16 protein-coding genes are annotated in these 16,486 nt (G+C 71.1%); 10 read left to right on the top strand and 6 right to left on the bottom strand.

Going from position 1 to position 16,486, the window contains the following annotated elements; all coding sequences use genetic code 11:
* Positions 1-51 precede the first annotated feature (51 nt).
* From ACIPSJ_RS46295 to ACIPSJ_RS46275, 5 genes are all read left to right on the top strand, one after another.
* Positions 52-1,869 carry an ABC transporter family substrate-binding protein gene (locus ACIPSJ_RS46295; RefSeq protein ID WP_359221906.1) on the top strand — a complete coding sequence of 606 codons (1,818 nt, stop codon included), beginning with the start codon at positions 52-54 and terminating at the stop codon, positions 1,867-1,869.
* Positions 1,870-1,941: 72 nt separating this feature from the next.
* On the top strand, positions 1,942-2,928 hold the full coding sequence (locus ACIPSJ_RS46290) for an ABC transporter permease (protein ID WP_359221908.1): 987 nt from the start codon (positions 1,942-1,944) through the stop codon (positions 2,926-2,928).
* Positions 2,921-3,841 (top strand): ABC transporter permease, encoded by a 921-nt coding sequence (locus ACIPSJ_RS46285; protein WP_355728149.1) that lies wholly within the window; start codon positions 2,921-2,923, stop codon positions 3,839-3,841. Before ACIPSJ_RS46290 ends, ACIPSJ_RS46285 begins: the two co-directional genes overlap by 8 nt.
* A 32-nt stretch (positions 3,842-3,873) precedes the next feature.
* Entirely contained in the window at positions 3,874-4,974 is a 1,101-nt protein-coding gene (locus ACIPSJ_RS46280; RefSeq protein WP_401355468.1) for an ABC transporter ATP-binding protein, read from the top strand.
* Positions 4,971-6,032 carry an oligopeptide/dipeptide ABC transporter ATP-binding protein gene (locus ACIPSJ_RS46275; RefSeq protein ID WP_359221914.1) on the top strand — a complete coding sequence of 354 codons (1,062 nt, stop codon included), beginning with the start codon at positions 4,971-4,973 and terminating at the stop codon, positions 6,030-6,032. The genes ACIPSJ_RS46280 and ACIPSJ_RS46275 overlap by 4 nt, the downstream gene beginning before the upstream one ends.
* On the opposite strand, the gene ACIPSJ_RS46270 is transcribed toward ACIPSJ_RS46275, so the two are convergent.
* From ACIPSJ_RS46270 to ACIPSJ_RS46260, 3 genes are all read right to left on the bottom strand, one after another.
* Positions 6,005-7,060: a protein kinase family protein gene (locus ACIPSJ_RS46270; RefSeq protein ID WP_401355420.1), complete on the bottom strand. Its 1,056-nt coding sequence runs from the start codon at positions 7,058-7,060 to the stop codon at positions 6,005-6,007. The two genes, ACIPSJ_RS46275 and ACIPSJ_RS46270, sit on opposite strands and share 28 nt — an antisense overlap.
* Before the next feature lie 4 nt (positions 7,061-7,064).
* On the bottom strand, positions 7,065-7,793 hold the full coding sequence (locus ACIPSJ_RS46265) for an MBL fold metallo-hydrolase (RefSeq protein WP_401355417.1): 729 nt from the start codon (positions 7,791-7,793) through the stop codon (positions 7,065-7,067).
* 62 nt (positions 7,794-7,855) lie between these two features.
* Positions 7,856-9,211 carry a dipeptidase gene (locus ACIPSJ_RS46260; RefSeq protein WP_401355414.1) on the bottom strand — a complete coding sequence of 452 codons (1,356 nt, stop codon included), beginning with the start codon at positions 9,209-9,211 and terminating at the stop codon, positions 7,856-7,858.
* Between the two features lie 222 nt (positions 9,212-9,433).
* Between ACIPSJ_RS46260 and ACIPSJ_RS46255 the strand changes: the two genes are divergently transcribed.
* On the top strand, positions 9,434-10,726 hold the full coding sequence (locus ACIPSJ_RS46255; protein WP_359221921.1) for a geranylgeranyl reductase family protein: 1,293 nt from the start codon (positions 9,434-9,436) through the stop codon (positions 10,724-10,726).
* Here the strand turns inward: ACIPSJ_RS46255 and ACIPSJ_RS46250 are convergent.
* Complete coding sequence (locus tag ACIPSJ_RS46250; protein WP_359221923.1) at positions 10,716-11,165, bottom strand: nitroreductase family deazaflavin-dependent oxidoreductase; 450 nt, start codon at positions 11,163-11,165, stop codon at positions 10,716-10,718. The two genes, ACIPSJ_RS46255 and ACIPSJ_RS46250, sit on opposite strands and share 11 nt — an antisense overlap.
* A 186-nt stretch (positions 11,166-11,351) precedes the next feature.
* Between ACIPSJ_RS46250 and ACIPSJ_RS46245 the strand changes: the two genes are divergently transcribed.
* The gene (locus ACIPSJ_RS46245) at positions 11,352-12,044 is read left to right on the top strand and encodes a TetR/AcrR family transcriptional regulator (protein ID WP_401355411.1); all 693 of its coding nucleotides are present in this window, start codon (positions 11,352-11,354) and stop codon (positions 12,042-12,044) included.
* Positions 12,045-12,054: 10 nt separating this feature from the next.
* On the opposite strand, the gene ACIPSJ_RS46240 is transcribed toward ACIPSJ_RS46245, so the two are convergent.
* The gene (locus ACIPSJ_RS46240) at positions 12,055-12,546 is read right to left on the bottom strand and encodes an FBP domain-containing protein (protein ID WP_401355408.1); all 492 of its coding nucleotides are present in this window, start codon (positions 12,544-12,546) and stop codon (positions 12,055-12,057) included.
* Positions 12,547-12,624: 78 nt separating this feature from the next.
* Here ACIPSJ_RS46240 and ACIPSJ_RS46235 point away from each other — a divergent pair, with 78 nt between their 5' ends.
* Complete coding sequence (locus tag ACIPSJ_RS46235; protein ID WP_401355406.1) at positions 12,625-13,197, top strand: TetR/AcrR family transcriptional regulator; 573 nt, start codon at positions 12,625-12,627, stop codon at positions 13,195-13,197.
* A gap of 63 nt (positions 13,198-13,260) precedes the next feature.
* Positions 13,261-14,490 carry a GDSL-type esterase/lipase family protein gene (locus tag ACIPSJ_RS46230; RefSeq protein WP_401355403.1) on the top strand — a complete coding sequence of 410 codons (1,230 nt, stop codon included), beginning with the start codon at positions 13,261-13,263 and terminating at the stop codon, positions 14,488-14,490.
* An 11-nt stretch (positions 14,491-14,501) separates the two neighbouring features.
* On the opposite strand, the gene ACIPSJ_RS46225 is transcribed toward ACIPSJ_RS46230, so the two are convergent.
* Positions 14,502-15,587: a medium chain dehydrogenase/reductase family protein gene (locus tag ACIPSJ_RS46225; RefSeq protein ID WP_401355401.1), complete on the bottom strand. Its 1,086-nt coding sequence runs from the start codon at positions 15,585-15,587 to the stop codon at positions 14,502-14,504.
* 191 nt (positions 15,588-15,778) lie between these two features.
* On the opposite strand from ACIPSJ_RS46225, the gene ACIPSJ_RS46220 reads away from it, so the two are divergent.
* Positions 15,779-16,447, top strand: coding sequence for a TetR/AcrR family transcriptional regulator (locus tag ACIPSJ_RS46220; protein ID WP_401355398.1), 669 nt, complete (start codon positions 15,779-15,781; stop codon positions 16,445-16,447).
* Positions 16,448-16,486: the final 39 nt, after the last annotated feature.

The following is a 16,486-nucleotide window of genomic DNA, read 5'->3' as shown; positions in this document are numbered from 1 at the left end:
GGCCGCTGGCCGCCGTGCACAGGCCGGACAACAGCCGGCTGAAGGAGGGACATGCGCGCGCATACTTCGGCCCTCACAAGGGGACTCGCACTGACCGCCGGGCTCGTCCTGGCGCTCGCCGCCTGCAGCAGCGGGGGAGGCGGCGGGGGCAGTGGCGGCAAGGCCACCTCGGCCGGTCTCACCGACTGCGCCACCGCGGGCAAGGCCGACACCTGCAACTCCGGCACCAACAAGGCCGGCGGCACCTTCACCTACGTCATCGAGAAGAACATCCAGCAGTGGAACGTGCAGGACACCAACGGCAACACCTTCGAGAACGCCGAGGCGCTGAGCCCGGTGCTGCCCCAGGTGTACGTCCCGCAGCCGGACTTCAGCGTCAAGCTCAACACCGATCTGGTGACCTCGGCGACCCAGACCGGCGCAAGCCCGCAGACCCTCGTCTACAAGATCAACCCCAAGGCATCCTGGAACGACGGGACCGCCATCACCGCCGACGACTTCGTCTACTACTGGCGCACCAACGACGGCAAGGACTGCCCGCCGCCACCCGCCAGCGACTCCACCCAGACCAAGGGCTGTCTGCCGGAGAGCACCGCCGGCTACGACCGCATCAAGTCGGTCACCGGCTCCGACAACGGCAAGACCGTCACCGTCGTGATGGCCAAGCCCTACGCCGACTGGAAGTCCCTGTTCGGCGCGGGCTACCCGTTCTACCCGGCGCACGTCGCCGAGAAGGTCTCCGGCGCCAAGGCGGGCGACGCGGCGCACATGACGGCCGCCCAGCTGACCCAGGGCTGGCAGTACTTCCAGAAGAACCCGCCCACCAAGTACGCGACCGCGGGCCCGTACAAGATGACCGAGTGGGTGGACAACGACCACGCCACCTACCAGCCCGACCCGAAGTGGACGGGCACGAAGGCCACCCTGCAACGGCTGATCTTCAAGGTCATCTCGGACGCCACCCAGGAGCCGATCGCGCTGCGCAACAACGAGGTCCAGGGCATCTACCCGCAGCCCGAGGTCGACCTCGTCAACCAGGTCAAGGCCATCCCCAACGTCACCTACACCATCGGCAGCGGGCTGACCTGGGAGCACTTCGACCTCAACCTGCACAACCCGGTGATCGGCAAGTACCTGGCGCTCAGGCAGGCGATGTTCACGGCCATCAGCGTCAAGGACATCATGGCCAAGACGGTCGCCCAGTTCGACCCCGGCGTGAAGCAGCTCTACAACCACAACTTCGTCCCGGGGACCGCCGGTTACAAGGACGTGGTCAGCGCCAGCGGCCAGGGCTCGGGTGACCTCACCAAGGCCAAGAAGTATTTGACCGACGCCAAGTTCACCGGAGTCGGCACCGCCCTGAAGACCCCGGACGGAAAGGCCGTCGGCCCCTTCAGCTGCCGTTACACCACCGGCAACCAGATCCGGCAGAGCGAGTGCCAGATCCTGCAGAGCGACCTCGCCAACCTGGGGATCAAGGTCACCATCAAGCCGATCGGCGCCGCCGACCTCGGCACGGTCCTGGCCGGTCACCAGTACGACATCGTCGTCTTCGCCTGGGTCGCCTCGCCGTTCGCGATCAGCGGCGCCCAGCAGCTGTGGACGACCGGAGCCGGCGGCAACTACGGCGGCTACAGCAACAAGCAGGTCGACTCCCTGATCAGCACGGCCATCGGCGAGACCGACCAGACCAAGGCCGCCGCCCTGCTCAACCAGGCCGACCAGATCATGGTCAACGACGCCTACGTACTGCCGCTCTACCAGAAGCCCACCTTCCTCGCGGTGCAGACGCGGTTCGTCAACATGCGGAACAACTCCACCAACGTCGGACCGCCGTACAACGTCGGCGAGTGGGGCCTCAAGAAGTAACCCCGCCGCCCCGTCGGATTCGAATCCCGGCCCCGGCGACCCCGGGGCCGGGCCTCCGCGAGAGAAGACCGCATGCTCGCCTACACCGTGCGCCGCATCCTCGTCTCCATCCCCGTCCTGATCGTCTCGACGTTCATCGTCTTCCTGGTCGTCATCAACTCCGGCGACCCGGTGGCCAACTTCGCCACCTCCCGGCAACCGCCGCCCAGCAAGGCCGCGGTGACCGCGTTCGCCCGGCACATCCACGCCGACCAGCCCGCCGTGGAACGCTACTGGAACTGGATCACCGGGGTCCTGCACGGCGACTGGGGCCCCTCCGTCCAGACCAACCTGGACATCGGGCACGACCTGTTCACCCGCTTCCGGGTCACCGTCACCCTGGTCGCCGCCGCCATGCTGCTCGCCCTGGTGATGTCCATCGTGTTCGGCGTGTTCAGCGCGATCCGCCAGTACAGCGTCGCCGACTACACCATCACCTTCCTCGGCTTCCTCTTCCTGGCCATGCCCGTGTTCTGGTTCGCGGTGCTGCTCAAACAGGCCGGCATCTGGTTCAACCAGCAGACCGGCAGCCAGTTCCTCGGCACCATCGGCGAGAAGTCGCCGTACCTCGAAGTGGACACCACCTGGAACGAGTTCACCGACCGCCTCGGCCACCTCATCCTGCCCACCATCACCCTCGCCCTGGTCTCCTTCGCCTCCTGGACCCGCTACACCCGCGCCGCCATGCTGGAGGTCCTGGACAGCGACTACGTACGGCTCGCCCGCGCCAAAGGGCTGCGACGCGGAAAGGTGCTCACCCGGCACGCCCTGCGCACCGCGCTGATCCCGCTCGCCACCGTCACCGCCCTCGACATCGCGATCATCCTCGGCGGCGCCGTCATCACGGAGACGATCTTCCAGTGGCACGGCATGGGCGAGATGCTCGTCCAGGCAGCCACCACCCTCGACGTCTACCGGACCATGGCCTGGCTGCTGCTCTCCGCCGTCGTCGTCATCGTCTTCAACCTCTTCGCCGACCTCCTCTACGCCGTACTCGACCCGAGGATCCGCTATGACTGACATCGGGGCAGTCGGGCCGACCGGTACCCGGGCGCCGGGCGACGACCACGAGTTCACCGTCGCGCAGCGCAGCCAGACCCAACTCGTGCTCCGCCGCTTCCTGCGCCACCGGGCCGCGATGATCAGCCTGGTCGTGTTCGTGCTGATCGTGCTCTGGGCGTTCATCGGACCGCACTTCTGGCACTACTCGTACACCAAGTTCACCCCGGACAACTCCCAACCCCCGTCCTGGAAACACCCGTTCGGCACCGACTCCTCCGGGTACGACGCCTACGCCCAGGTGATGCGGGGCACCCAGACCTCCCTGAAGATCGCCATCCTGATCGCCCTCGGCTCCACCCTGGTCGGCGCCGTGTGGGGAGCCGTGGCCGGCTTCTACCGGGGCTTCGTCGACGCGTTGATGATGCGCATCGCCGATCTCGTCCTCACCCTCCCGCTGTTCGCGATCGCCCTGGTCATCTCCTCCCGCAGCGGCGGCTCCTGGTACTGGATCGCCGTGGTGATCGCCGGACTGACCTGGGCCTACGTGTCCCGGGTGGTGCGCTCGACCGTACTGTCGCTGCGCGAGAAGGAGTTCGTGGAGGCCGCCCGGGCGCTCGGCGCCTCCGACACCCGGATCATCTTCCGGCACCTGCTGCCCAACGCGCTCGGCCCGATCATCGTCAACGCCACGATCCTGGTCGCCACCGGCATCCTCACCGAGACCGCCCTGTCCTTCCTCGGATTCGGCGTCCAGCCGCCCGACACCTCCCTCGGACTGCTGGTCGCCCAGGCACAGACCGCGGTGGACACCCGGCCCTGGCTCTTCTACATCCCCGGCGCCTTCATCATCGCCATCGCCCTCACCATCAACTTCATCGGTGACGGGCTGCGCGACGCCTTCGACCCCCGGCAGCAAAGGGTGCGACAGTGACGGCCATCGACAACGGCAGCGGAAACAGCGCGATCAGCGGGGCGGGCCGGGTCGTCGCCAAGGGCGAGGAGTCCGGCGCCGTACTCGAGGTCGAGGACCTGAGCGTGGAGTTCCCGACCGAGGACGGTGTCGTACGGGCGGTACGCGGCGTCGGCTACCGGCTGGAGCGCGGCGAGTCCCTGGGCATCGTCGGCGAGTCGGGCTCGGGAAAGTCCGTCACCGCGCTGGCCGTGATGGGGTTGCTGCCGGGCTCGGCACGGGTACGCGGCTCGGTACGGTTCGAGGGCACGGAACTGCTCGGGATGTCCGACGCCCGCCTCTCGGACGTCCGGGGCAGCGGCATCGCCATGGTCTTCCAGGACCCGATGACCTCCCTCAACCCCGTCTACACGGTCGGCTACCAGATCGCCGAGACCCTCCTCCGGCACCACCCCCGGCTCGGGAAACGCCCCGCCCGCGCCCGCGCCGTCGAACTCCTCGGCACGGTCGGCATCCCGAGCCCCGAACGGCGCGTCGACAGCTACCCGCACGAACTCTCCGGCGGCATGCGCCAGCGCGTCGTCATCGCCATCGCGATCGCCAACGACCCGGACGTGATCATCGCCGACGAGCCCACCACCGCCCTCGACGTGACCGTCCAGGCCCAGATCCTGGAGGCCCTGGAGACCGCCCGCGCCGAGACCGGCGCCGCACTCGTCCTGATCACCCACGACCTCGGCGTGGTCGCCGGACACACCGACCGGGTCGCCGTCATGTACGCGGGCCGGATCGTGGAGACCGGCTCGGTCGAGGACATCTTCTACACCCCGCGCATGCCCTACACCCTCGGCCTGCTCGGCTCGCTGCCCCGCCTCGACCGCGAGGAGGAGCGCCTGACCCCCATCACCGGCTCCCCGCCCTCGCTGCTCAACCTGCCCCCGGGCTGCCCCTTCGCCCCCCGCTGCCCGATGCGCCGGGAGCCCTGCGACACCACCGAACCCGCCCTGCGCCCGGTCGGCTCCGCCGCCCACCGCAGCGCCTGCCACTTCGCCGACGAACTGGTCGACACGGCGGCCGGCGAGGTCTTCGACGCCGTCGGCGCCGACACCGAGGCCCTGGCCCGGTTCGCCGACCTGGAGGACGATGCCCGATGACCGCCCCCCTGCCCCTGCTGCCCCCGCTGCCGGGCCACGGCGGCACCGGCACCCCCGTCCTCCAGGTCCGCGACCTCGTCAAGCACTTCCCGGTGATGTCCCGGGGCGTCGTCCGCCGCCGGGTCGGCGATGTGCACGCCGTCTGCGGGGTCTCCTTCGACCTTCACGAGAACGAGACGCTCGGCCTGGTCGGCGAGTCCGGCTCCGGCAAGACGACCGTCTCCCGCACCCTGCTCAACCTGGAGACCGCCACCTCGGGCACCGTGCACTACCGGGGCCGCTCACTGACCGACCTGAGCCGACGTCAGATGCGTCCGCTGCGCCGCGAGTTGCAGATCGTCTTCCAGGACCCCTACGCCTCCCTCGACCCCCGGATCTCCGTCCACGAGATCGTCGCCGAACCCCTGCGCATCCACGGCCGGTACGGCCCCGGCGCGGCCGACGAGGTACGCGAACTGCTGCGCCTGGTCGGCCTCAACCCCGAGCACGGCAACCGCTTCGCGCACGAGTTCTCGGGCGGGCAGCGCCAACGCATCGGCATCGCACGGGCGTTGGCGCTGCGGCCCAAGGTGATCGTCCTGGACGAGCCGGTCTCCGCGCTGGACGTGTCGATCCAGGCGGGCGTCCTCAACCTGCTCATGGACCTGCAGAGCGAACTGGGCCTGTCCTTCCTGTTCGTGGCCCACGACCTCTCCGTGATGCGGCATGTCGCCGGCCGGGTCGCGGTGATGTACCTGGGCCGCCTGGTCGAGATCGCCCCCGCCCGGCAGCTCTTCGCCCGGCCCGCGCACCCCTACACCCAGGCACTGGTCTCCGCCATCCCGCTGCCCGACCCGCGCAAGGAGCGCGCCCGCACCCGCATCACTGTCCAGGGCGAGGTCCCGAGCCCGGTCCGCCCGCCCAGCGGCTGCCGCTTCCGCACCCGCTGCCCCACCTTCGCCAACCGGCTCACCGACACCGAGCGCACCACCTGCGTGGAACAGGTGCCGGACCTGGTCGACCGGGGCGGCGGCAACCCGGTCGCCTGCCACTACGCGGAGAGCGTGGAGCTGCTGTAGCCGTCCGGGTACGGGAACGGCGTCAGCCGGCTCTCCCGGCCCAGCCGCCGGAAGAAGTCCTCCATACCCACCGCGAGCGGGGCGTGCCGGACCACCGACTCGGCGGCGCCCCGGGGAATCCCCTCGGGCCGCCGCCCGTCGGCGCAGGCGCGCACGAACTCCGCCCGCTCCTCACCCCGGTACCCGTACAGCGCGGTGACGAGCCAGATCACCAGGTGGTAGGAGGTGTACGCGCGGTCGTAGTGCCGATGCCGGTCGAAGAAGTCCCGCTCGTCGGGAGTGAGCCGGAAACGGGAGTCGAGGCAGAGCCCGAAGTCGGTGAGGTACAGCTTTCGGCCGTCGGTGAGGATGTTGCGGAAGTGGGCATCCAGATGCAGGAGCTGCCGGGTGTCGAGGAAGGACGTCAGTTCCTCCAGTTGCCGCGCCACTTGACGGCAGGCGGCATCCGCCCGGTCCGTGCGCAGTTCGGCGTCCAGCCAGTCGTGCAGGGTGGACGGGAAGTGCTCCAGGAACAGGGTGAGGCTCGCGGAGGCGTCGCGAAGACCCTCGACGCGTTCCCGCAGGCCCGTCGAGCCGCCCCAGTAGGCGACCACCTTCTCGACGTCCGCGAGTTCGTCGGGCAGCGGGCGGGCCGTGTCCGGCAGGACCCGCCAGTGGTGGAGCAGCGGGAAGCCGGGGAAGCGGCCGGTCAGTACCCAGTTCGTCGTCGCGGTGTGCGCGGCCAGCTCCCGCCAGGCGGTGAATCCCGGGCCGCACACGGCACCCATGCCGTAGTGGCAGTACGCCGGCAGGCCGAAGAGGTTCGCGGTGGAGCGGACGTGCGGCCGGTCCAGCTCCCGGTCGGTCAGGGGGATCCGCTTCACGAACACCGCGCTGCCGTCCACCGTCATCCGCACGGCTCTGCCGCCGACCCCCGTGCCCAGCGACTCGCCCGCCGCGACGAGCCCGGCCAGCTCGACGTCGCTGAGCAGGGCCAGGGAGGTCGCGAGGTCGGCGTGGGCGGCGATGCGGCGCGCGGTGTCGGTCATCCCCTCATGCTGTCGGCGGCGGCCCGTGGGTGTCCGCGGATTCCCCCAGGAGACGGGACGCGTTCGCGGTCACCGGGTCACCGTGGCCGAAGCACGCCACGTCGGCCTCCAGCGCGGCCAGCCGCCGGAAGGACGCGACCGCCCGCGTCCGGTCGAGGTTGAACACCCCGAGCAGCACCGAACCGTCGACCGGCGAGGCCGCCACCGCGTCCCCGGTGAACAGCACACCGTACGCGGGGAGATGGAGCGCGATGCTGCCATCGGTGTGCCCCGGCACGTGGACGACCCGCGCGCCGCCCCCGAAGTCCAGCACCTCACCGTCGTCCACCTCCGTGACCCCGTCCGGCCGGACCGGCTCACCGGCGGGCAGCCGCCGTGCCGCCTCGGCGTGGATCGGCCGCTCCCACTCCTCGAACACCGGCGGCGGCCCCGGGAGTTCACCTCGGATCACCGGTGCGTCGAGCCGGTGGGCCAGCACCTCGGCACTGCTCAGGGCGGCGAACTCGGCCGCCCCGCCGACATGGTCCTCGTGGAAATGGGTGAGGACGATCCGTCGTACCGACGAAGGGGACCGCCCGAGCGCGGTGAGCGCGTCGGCGATCGGGCGGCCCGCACCGAGCGGGCCCGCGTCGATCAGCGTCGAGGAGCCGGAGTCCGGGTCGTACCAGAGGTAGGCCTGGCCGACCGGGAAGCGCAGCAGGTGCAGCCGGGGGAGCAGCTCGATGACGTCCATGCCCCGAACGTACGGAGGGCCCCCGTCCGCGGACGAGGGCCCTCTGCTGTCGGCAGAGCGGTTCAGCCGGCCGCGTAGTTGCGCAGGAAGAGCGCCTCCGTCACCGACAGACGCTCCAGCTCCTGCGGGGACACGCTCTCGTTGACCGCGTGGATCTGTGCCTCCGGCTCGCTCAGGCCGATCAGCAGCAGCTCCGCCTCCGGATACAGGCTCGCGAGGGTGTTGCACAGCGGGATGGAGCCGCCCTGACCGGCGTACTGCATCGTCTCGCCCGGGTAGGCGACCGCCATCGCGTCGGCCATCGCCTGGTACGCCGGGCTGGTGGTGTCGGCCCGGAACGGCTGGCCCTGGCCCACCATCTCCGACCGCACCCGCGCACCCCACGGCGTGTGCGCCTCCAGATGGGCCTGGAGCAGCTTGGTCGCCTCGGCCGCGTCCACACCCGGCGGCACCCGGAGGCTGACCAGCGCGCGGGCAGAGGCCTGCACCGACGGGGTGGCGCCGACCACCGGCGGGCAGTCGATCCCGAGCACCGTGACCGCCGGACGCGCCCAGATGCGGTCCGCGACCGAGCCCTCGCCGATCAGCCCGACGCCGTCCAGCACCCTCGCGTCCTTGCGGAACTGCTCCTCGTCGTACTCGAGGCCGTCCCAGCGCGACCCCGGCGCGAGCCCGTCGACCGTCGTCGAACCGTCCTTGGCCCGCAGCGAGTCCAGCACCCGGATCAGGGCGGCCAGCGCGTCCGGCGCGGCACCGCCGAACTGGCCCGAGTGTAGATTGCCCTGGAGTGTGTCGATCTGGACGCGGACCATGGTCATCCCGCGCAGGGTCGTGGTCACGGTCGGCAGCCCGACCCGGAAGTTGCCCGCGTCCCCGATGACGATCGTGTCGGCGGCCAGCAGGTCCGGGTGCTGCTCGGCGTACCGCTCCAGACCGCCGGTGCCCATCTCCTCCGAGCCTTCGGCGATGAACTTGACGTGGACCGGGACGCCGCCGTTCGCCTTGAGCGCGCGCAGCGCCAGCAGGTGCATGATCACGCCGCCCTTGCAGTCGGCGGAACCGCGTCCGTACCAGCGGCCGTCCCGCTCGGTCAGCTCGAACGGCGGGGTGGTCCAGGCGGCCTCGTCCAGTGGCGGCTGCACATCGTAGTGCGCGTACAGCAGGACCGTTTTGGCACCCTCCGGGCCCGGCAGGTAGCCGTACACCGACTGTGTGCCGTCCGGGGTGTCCAGTACGGCGACGTCCACGAAGTCCTCGGCGCGCAGCGCGTCGGCCACCCACGTCGCGGCGCCCTCGCTCTCGCTCTTCGGGAACTGGGCGAAGTCCGCCACCGACTTGAAGGCCACCAGCTCGGCGAGCTCCGCCTTGGCCCTGGGCAGCAGGGCGGCGACGGTCTCGGCGACTGGATTGGACGACATGGGCACGCTCCTCGTGGGTGCGACGTTCAACTGGTGAGTACACCGATCCTCCCACAGCGGCCTGCGGCGATCTCCGCCGTAGGATGCGGGGGGACAGGTGACAGGTGTCGGCCCACGGACGGACAGGGCCTGACGACCTACGGCTTGACATGGCTTGATCTTGTATACGGCTTGATAAGGCTTGATACGGCTTCTACGGCTTGATCGGAGCAGCGGACCATCGTGAGCGGCGAGAATTCTTCGGCGGACGACGTGCAGGCGGACGGCGGGCAGCGGGTGTGGGACGTCGTCGTGGTGGGCGCGGGACCCGCGGGGGCCTCGGCCGCGTACGCGGCGGCGGTCGCGGGACGGCGCGTGCTGTTGCTGGAGAAGGCCGAGCTGCCCCGTTACAAGACCTGCGGCGGCGGCATCATCGGCCCCTCGCGCGACGCGCTGCCGCCCGGCTTCGAGCTGCCCTTCAAGGACCGGGTGCACGCGGTCACCTTCTCCCACAACGGACGGTTCACCCGCACCCGCCGCTCCAAGCAGATGATGTTCGGGCTGATCAACCGGCCCGAGTTCGACCAGCAGCTGGTCGAGCACGCCCAGAAGGCGGGCGCCGAGCTGCGCACGGGCGCCTCGGTCCAGCGCGTCGAGCAGCACGGCTCGGCGGTCCCGGACCGGCGCACGGTCGCCGTCGTCCTGCAGGGCGGGGAGACGCTCCTGGCCCGCGCGGTGGTCGGCGCCGACGGCAGCGCCAGCCGGATAGGCGCGCACGTCGGGGTGAAGCTCGACCAGGTGGACCTCGGCCTGGAAGCGGAGATCCCGGTGCCGGAGACGGTCGCCGAGGACTGGAAGGGCCGGGTCCTCATCGACTGGGGCCCGATGCCCGGCAGTTACGGCTGGGTCTTCCCCAAGGGTGACACCCTCACCGTCGGCGTGATCTCGGCACGCGGCGAAGGCGCGGCCACCAAGCGGTACTTGGAGGACTTCATCGCCCGGCTCGGCCTGGCCGGCTTCGAGCCGAGCATCTCCTCCGGCCATCTGACCCGCTGCCGTGCCGACGACTCGCCGCTGTCCCGGGGCCGGGTGCTGGTCTGCGGCGACGCGGCCGGCCTCCTCGAACCGTGGACCCGCGAGGGCATCTCCTTCGCGCTGCGCTCGGGGCGGCTCGCGGGGGAGTGGGCCGTGCGGATCGCCGAGGCCCATGACGCGGTGGACACCCGCCGCCAGGCGCTGAACTACGCCTTCGCCATCAAGGCCGGCCTCGGCGTCGAGATGAGCGTCGGCAAGCGGATGCTCGCGGTGTTCGAGCGCCGGCCCGGCCTGTTCCACGCGGCCCTGACCGGCTTCCGTCCCGCCTGGCGGGCGTTCAAGGAGATCACCCAGGGCCGGACCTCCCTCGGCGAACTCATCCGCTCCCATCCGCTGGCCCAGCGCGCCCTCACCACACTCGCTCCGCAGCCGGTCGCCGCGGGGAGTGCCGCCGAGGCGGACGCGGACGACATGGACAGCGAGGGCTCGGTCACCTCGTGACGGCGATCCGGAAGACCGGGTGGTCGGGGGCGATGCGGCGCAGGTCGGCGTCGGGGGAGTCGGGGCCGACCCCGTTGAAGAAGACGCCGACCTCGGCCTTCCAGCGCTTCAAGTAGGCCCGCAGCAGCTCGACCTTGTCGTCGTCGGCGATCTCGGTGGCGGTGAAGGCGTCCACGTTCTTGCCGAGCCGCAGTTCGCCGCCGCCGGCGGCGCGCATGTTGTGGGTCCACTGGACGTGGCCGCGCGGCGCGACCAGATACTGCTGTCCGTCGACTGTCAGCAGGTTCACGGGCGTGGTGCGCCATTCCCCGCTCTTGCGTCCCCGCACGGCGAGGACGCGGGAGCCCCAGACGCTCAGACCGCGCCGGGTGAGCCAGGCCACCGCACGGTTGAAGATGTTGACGGTGAACCAGCCGGGCTTCTGGACGTGTGTCGACACGGTGACCCCCATAGTTTGGGAGAGCAGTGCTCTCGCTTGAGGAACAGTGTGGGGGAGATCGGTGATCCATAGCAAGAGCGGTGCTCTCGCTTCTGAGCGGTGCTCGTGATTGCGAGCGCCGCTCCACAACGAGTGCACCGCTCCAAACTGTGTGCACCGCTCTGGGAACCTGGCAAACTGCTGCCCATGACCACCCCACAGGGCGCCCGCGCGCGAGCCAGGATGGAAGTCACCACGGCCATCAAGGACGAGGCCCGCAGACAGCTCGCGGCCGAGGGTGCGGCCAAGCTGTCGCTGCGGGCGGTCGCGCGCGAGCTCGGGATGGTCTCCTCGGCGCTCTACCGCTACTTCCCCAGCCGCGACGACCTGCTCACCGCACTGATCATCGACGCCTACGACTCCCTCGGTGAGGCCGCCGAGACCGCGCACGCCGCTGCCGCCGGCCTCGCCTCGGCGGAGCGCTGGGTCGCCGTGTGCGAGGCGGTGCGCCGCTGGGCGCTGGCGCATCCGCACGAGTACGCGCTGATCTACGGCTCGCCGGTGCCCGGCTACTCGGCGCCGGACACCACCATTCCGCCGGCCGCCCGGGTCGCCCTCGTTCTCATCGGCATCCTGCGCGAGGCGTTCGAGCGGCGCGGTCTGGCCCGTACCCCCGTACCCGCCGGACTCGCCCCCGAGGCCCGCCGGATGGCCGACGAGCTGATGCCCGGTCTGCCGCCGGAGGTCGCCGTGGCGATGGCGGCGGCGTGGGCGCAGCTGTTCGGACTGGTGGGGTTCGAGCTGTTCGGTCAGTTCAAGGGGGTCGTGGAGGACCGGGAGCGGTTCTTCCGGCATGCCGCCGCCCAGCTCGCCCACGGGGTCGGGCTGGTCTTCCCCTGAGCGGCTCCGCTCATCCGGAGACCTTGTCCAGGAACGCGGCGAGGTTCGTCACCGTCCGCTCTATCTTCTCCTCCAGCGTGAGCGACTCCGGCATGCGCCCGCCCACCCCCGCGTCCCGCTTGCCCCGCACATACAGCGAACAGGCGAGGTCGCTGCAGAGGTAGGCGCCCACCGAGTTGCCCTGCTGCCCGGCCTTGCCCGCCTTCGCGGCGACCATCAGCGAGACGCCCCCGGTGTGCGTCGTCAGGCAGATCGAGCACATGCTGCGCCGGGTCTGCCAGGAGGAAGGGCTCGGGCAGCGCAGCACCAGGGCCCGCGCGCCGCCGTCCGCCTCGGTCACCAGATAGGCGCGGTCGGGCGCCTGCGGGTCCCGCCACCCGAAGTAGTCCAGGTCGGCCCACGGCCGTTCGTCCAGATCGTGCGGGATGTTCAGCCGCTTCGCCGCGCCCTTGGTGCAGTTCACGAACGCGGCACGGATCTCTTGCTCACTCAGCTGCCTCATACAACGCACGCTAATTTGCCTAAAAGCTTTAGGCAACTTCATAATCGATTCAGGCACAGAGTGAAGCGGAGGAGCGATGTGGCGCGAGCGGGACTGACCACGGAACGACTGGTCCGGGCCGGAGCCGAGCTGGCCGACGAGGTGGGCTTCGACCAGGTGACCGTCTCGGCACTGGCCAGGCGGTTCGACGTGAAGGTCGCGAGCCTGTACTCGCACGTCAAGAGCTCCCAGGACCTGCGGACGAGGATCGCACTGCTGGCGCTGGAGGAACTCGCCGACCGGGCCGCCGACGCGCTCGCCGGCCGGGCCGGCAAGGACGCCCTCGTCGCGTTCGCCGACGTCTACCGTGACTACGCCCGCGCCCACCCCGGCCGCTACGCGGCGGCCCGGCTGCGCCTCGACCCGGAGACGGCGGCCGCCAGCGCCGGCGTCCGGCACTCCCAGATGACCCGGGCCATCCTGCGCGGCTACGACCTGACCGAACCGGACGAGACCCACGCCGTCCGGATGCTCGGCAGCGTCTTCCACGGCTACGTCGACCTGGAGCTCAGCGGCGGCTTCAGCCACAGCGCCCCCGACAGCGCCCAGTCCTGGGCCCGCATCCTCGACGCCCTCGACGCCCTGCTCCGCAACTGGCCCACACCGGCCTGACCCACCCGCCCCCCACGGCATCCCCACGGCATCCCCACGGCATTCCTACGGCAGGCAGAGACGATGCAGATCACCGACGACGGCCACCACTGGACCACCACCCCGATCACCGCCGACCTCCTGCGCGGCGCCCTCGACCTGGAACGGACGGCGCACGGCATCCTGCCGCACCGGCTCCCGGCCCGGGCCCGCGCCCAGTGCGCCGACCCGCAGCTCGCCATGGTCGAGGCCCAGCCCTCCGGCGTACGCCTGGTGTTCCGCACCCGCGCCACCGCCGTGGAACTGGACACCCTGCCCACCAAGCGGCTCTACGTCGGCGCGCCGTCCCGGCCCGACGGTGTCTACGACCTGCTCGTCGACGGCGTCCTGGCCGATCAGGGAGTGGTGAGCGGCGGCAGGGTCCAGGTCGTCGACCTGGGCGCGGGGACGGCGGAACTGCGGCCCGGCCCCGTCGGCACCCTCCGTTTCACCGGCCTGCCCGAGCGGGAGAAGGACGTCGAGATCTGGCTGCCGCACAACGAGACCACCGAACTGGTCGCGCTGCGCACCGACGCCCCGGTCACCGCCGTGTCCGACCGGGGCCGCAAGGTCTGGCTGCACCACGGGAGTTCCATCAGCCACGGCTCCGACGCGGCGAGCCCCACCGCCATCTGGCCCGCGCTCGCCGCCGCGCGCGCCGGGGTCGAACTGATCAACCTGGGGCTGGGCGGCAGTGCGCTGCTCGACCCGTTCACCGCCCGCGCGGTCCGGGACACCCCCGCCGACCTGATCAGCCTGAAGATCGGCATCAACGTGGTGAACGCCGACCTGATGCGGCTGCGGGCCTTCGGTCCCGCCGTCCACGGCTTCCTCGACACCGTCCGCGAGGGACACCCCACCACCCCGCTGCTGGTCGTGTCGCCGATCCTGTGTCCCATCCACGAGGACACCCCCGGCCCCACCGCCATGGACCTCAGCGCCTTCGGTGAGGGCCGGCTCCTCTTCACCGCCACGGGCGACCCGGCCGAGCGCGCGAGCGGCAGGCTCACCCTGTCCGTCATCCGGGACGAGCTGGCCCGGATCGTGGCCGAGCGCTCGGCCGACGACCCGCACCTCCACCACCTCGACGGCCGTGCCCTCTACGGCGAGGCCGACTCCGCCGAACTGCCGTTGCCCGACCGGCTCCACCCGGACGCGGCCACCCACCGCCGCATCGGCGAACGCTTCGCCACGCTGGCCTTCGCGGGGGACGGCGCGTTCGCGGGCGGGGGTGCGGTCGCGGGCGGAGATCCGACCTCGGGCAACGCCCGCTGAGCCGACGGCCCTCACAGCGCGGGGGAGGCCGACTCCCCTTCGCCGCTGTCCGGGACCAGGACGACCTTCCCCGCGACCGTCCCCGACTCGGCGAGCCGCAGGGCCTCCGCGGCCCGGGTCAGCGGCAGCCGGGCGGCGACGCGGGCGGCGACGTCGCCGCGCTGGAGGGCCTGGAACACCTGGGTGAGGTCGGTGCCGAGCCGGGCCCGGAACCGGTCCTTGCGCAGGGCCCGGCCCTCCCAGATGTTGAAGAAGTACGCGTGCCGGCCGTTGGGCAGCGCGTTCCACAGCCACACCCGGCCGAGGATCTTCAGCACCGGCAGCTGCTTGGAGCCCGAGTCGTCCCGGGTGGTGGCGCTGCCGTACGAGACGAGGGTGCCGCCCGGGGCGAGCAGCCTCCAGGAGTCGACGACGCTGCGGCCGCCGAGGTGGTCGAAGACGGCGTCCACACCGCCGGGGGCGAGTTCGCGGACCCGGGCCGGGACGTCCTCGGCGCGGTAGTCGACCGGGGTCACGCCCAGCTCGCGCAGCGCCTCGTGGTGCCGGGCGGAGGCCGTGCCGATCACCTTCAGGCCCGCCGCGCGCGCCAGCTGGACGAGGACCGTGCCGACCCCGCCGTTGGCGCCGTGCACCAGGACCGTCCCGCCACTGCGCACCCTGGCCTTGCGGTGCAGCATCTGCCAGGCCGTGATCCCGTTGACCACCAAGGTCTCCGCCTCCGCCGCGCCGACACCCGCGGGCACCTCCACCGCGTCGGCCGCGTCGAGCACGACATGACTGGCCCAGCCGCCGACCTTGACCAGTGCCGCCACGCGCCTGCCGACGAGCCCGGGCGTGACCCCCTCGCCGGCCGTGAGCACCGTCCCGACCAGGTCGTAGCCGGGGACGAAGGGGAAGGGCGGCTGGTCGTAGTAGCGGCCGCGGCGCATCTGCTGCTCCGCGAAGGAGACCCCGGTGGCCTCCATGCGGACGACGATCTGGCCGGGGCCCGGGGCCGGGATCTCCCGCTGCTGGATCCGGAGCCCTTCCGGCTCCACGACGCCCGGCAGGACGACCTCGACGAGCCGGGTGCTTTCGACGGTTTCCGCGGTTCCCATGACGACCTCCGTGAGTAGAGCTGTTCGCAAGCGAGAGAAGCTCTCGCTTGCGTTAGAAGCTATAACAAACATGACTTGTGCTCGCGAAGGTGTCAAGCTCTTGCGGTGGAGGTATCCATCGCGGGAGTTAGAGGTACTCTCGAAAGTGATAGGGTGAAACACCTAAGTCCGAGAACTGGAGCGTGAGGGTCATGGCGGCAGGCGCGGACGCGGACGCGATGAGCCCCCGCGAGCGGTACCGGGCCCAGGTGCGGGCGGACATCAAGGCGCGCGCGTGGGAGCAGATCGCCAAGGCCGGTGCGTCGGGCATGTCCCTGAACGCGATCGCCAAGGAACTCGGCATGAGCGGCCCCGCCCTCTACCGCTACTTCGGCAGCCGCGACGAGCTGATCACCGAGCTGATCCGGGACGCCTACCGCGGCCTGGCCGACACCTTCCGGGCCGCCGCCGACTCCGGCGCGGACCTCCAGGGCCTCGCCCACGCCCTGCGCCGCTGGGCGCTCGACGACCCGCAGCGGTACTTCCTCGTCTACGGCACGCCGGTGCCCGGCTATCACGCCCCCGACGACGTCACCGGCATCGCCCAGGAGATCATGGCGGCCCTGCTCGACGTCTGCGCGGCGGCCGAGCCCCAGGCGCCGGCGCCGGTCTCCGCCGGTTTCACCGCGCACCTCTCCCAGCACCGCGAGTGGGCCGGCGGCCATCCCGCCCCGCCGGGGGTGCTGCGCCGGGCGCTGGGGTTCTGGACCCGGATGCACGGCGTGCTCTCCCTCGAACTCGCCGGGCACTTCACGGGGATGGGATTCGCCGCGGACCGGCTCTTCGACGCCGAGGTGGCGGAGCTGGCCGCGGGGCTCTGACCGCACCCGGCGGCCTACTTCCCCGGGAGTACACGTGAT

The sequence above is a fragment of the Streptomyces sp. NPDC090088 genome, from assembly GCF_044747345.1.
Classification (GTDB): Bacteria; Actinomycetota; Actinomycetes; order Streptomycetales; family Streptomycetaceae; genus Streptomyces.
Note: the sequence above shows the minus strand (reverse complement) of the source record. Positions and strands in the feature narration are given on the sequence as shown.

Coding starts and splice junctions, on each gene's coding strand:
- ACIPSJ_RS46220 (WP_401355398.1), top strand. CDS start 15,779: ATGGCGGCAGGCGCGGACGCGGACGCGATGAGCCCCCGCGAGCGGTAC.
- ACIPSJ_RS46290 (WP_359221908.1), top strand. CDS start 1,942: ATGCTCGCCTACACCGTGCGCCGCATCCTCGTCTCCATCCCCGTCCTG.
- ACIPSJ_RS46260 (WP_401355414.1), bottom strand. CDS start 9,211: ATGTCGTCCAATCCAGTCGCCGAGACCGTCGCCGCCCTGCTGCCCAGG.
- ACIPSJ_RS46265 (WP_401355417.1), bottom strand. CDS start 7,793: ATGGACGTCATCGAGCTGCTCCCCCGGCTGCACCTGCTGCGCTTCCCG.
- ACIPSJ_RS46245 (WP_401355411.1), top strand. CDS start 11,352: ATGACCACCCCACAGGGCGCCCGCGCGCGAGCCAGGATGGAAGTCACC.
- ACIPSJ_RS46295 (WP_359221906.1), top strand. CDS start 52: ATGCGCGCGCATACTTCGGCCCTCACAAGGGGACTCGCACTGACCGCC.
- ACIPSJ_RS46240 (WP_401355408.1), bottom strand. CDS start 12,546: ATGAGGCAGCTGAGTGAGCAAGAGATCCGTGCCGCGTTCGTGAACTGC.
- ACIPSJ_RS46225 (WP_401355401.1), bottom strand. CDS start 15,587: ATGGGAACCGCGGAAACCGTCGAAAGCACCCGGCTCGTCGAGGTCGTC.
- ACIPSJ_RS46275 (WP_359221914.1), top strand. CDS start 4,971: ATGACCGCCCCCCTGCCCCTGCTGCCCCCGCTGCCGGGCCACGGCGGC.
- ACIPSJ_RS46285 (WP_355728149.1), top strand. CDS start 2,921: ATGACTGACATCGGGGCAGTCGGGCCGACCGGTACCCGGGCGCCGGGC.
- ACIPSJ_RS46270 (WP_401355420.1), bottom strand. CDS start 7,060: ATGACCGACACCGCGCGCCGCATCGCCGCCCACGCCGACCTCGCGACC.
- ACIPSJ_RS46230 (WP_401355403.1), top strand. CDS start 13,261: ATGCAGATCACCGACGACGGCCACCACTGGACCACCACCCCGATCACC.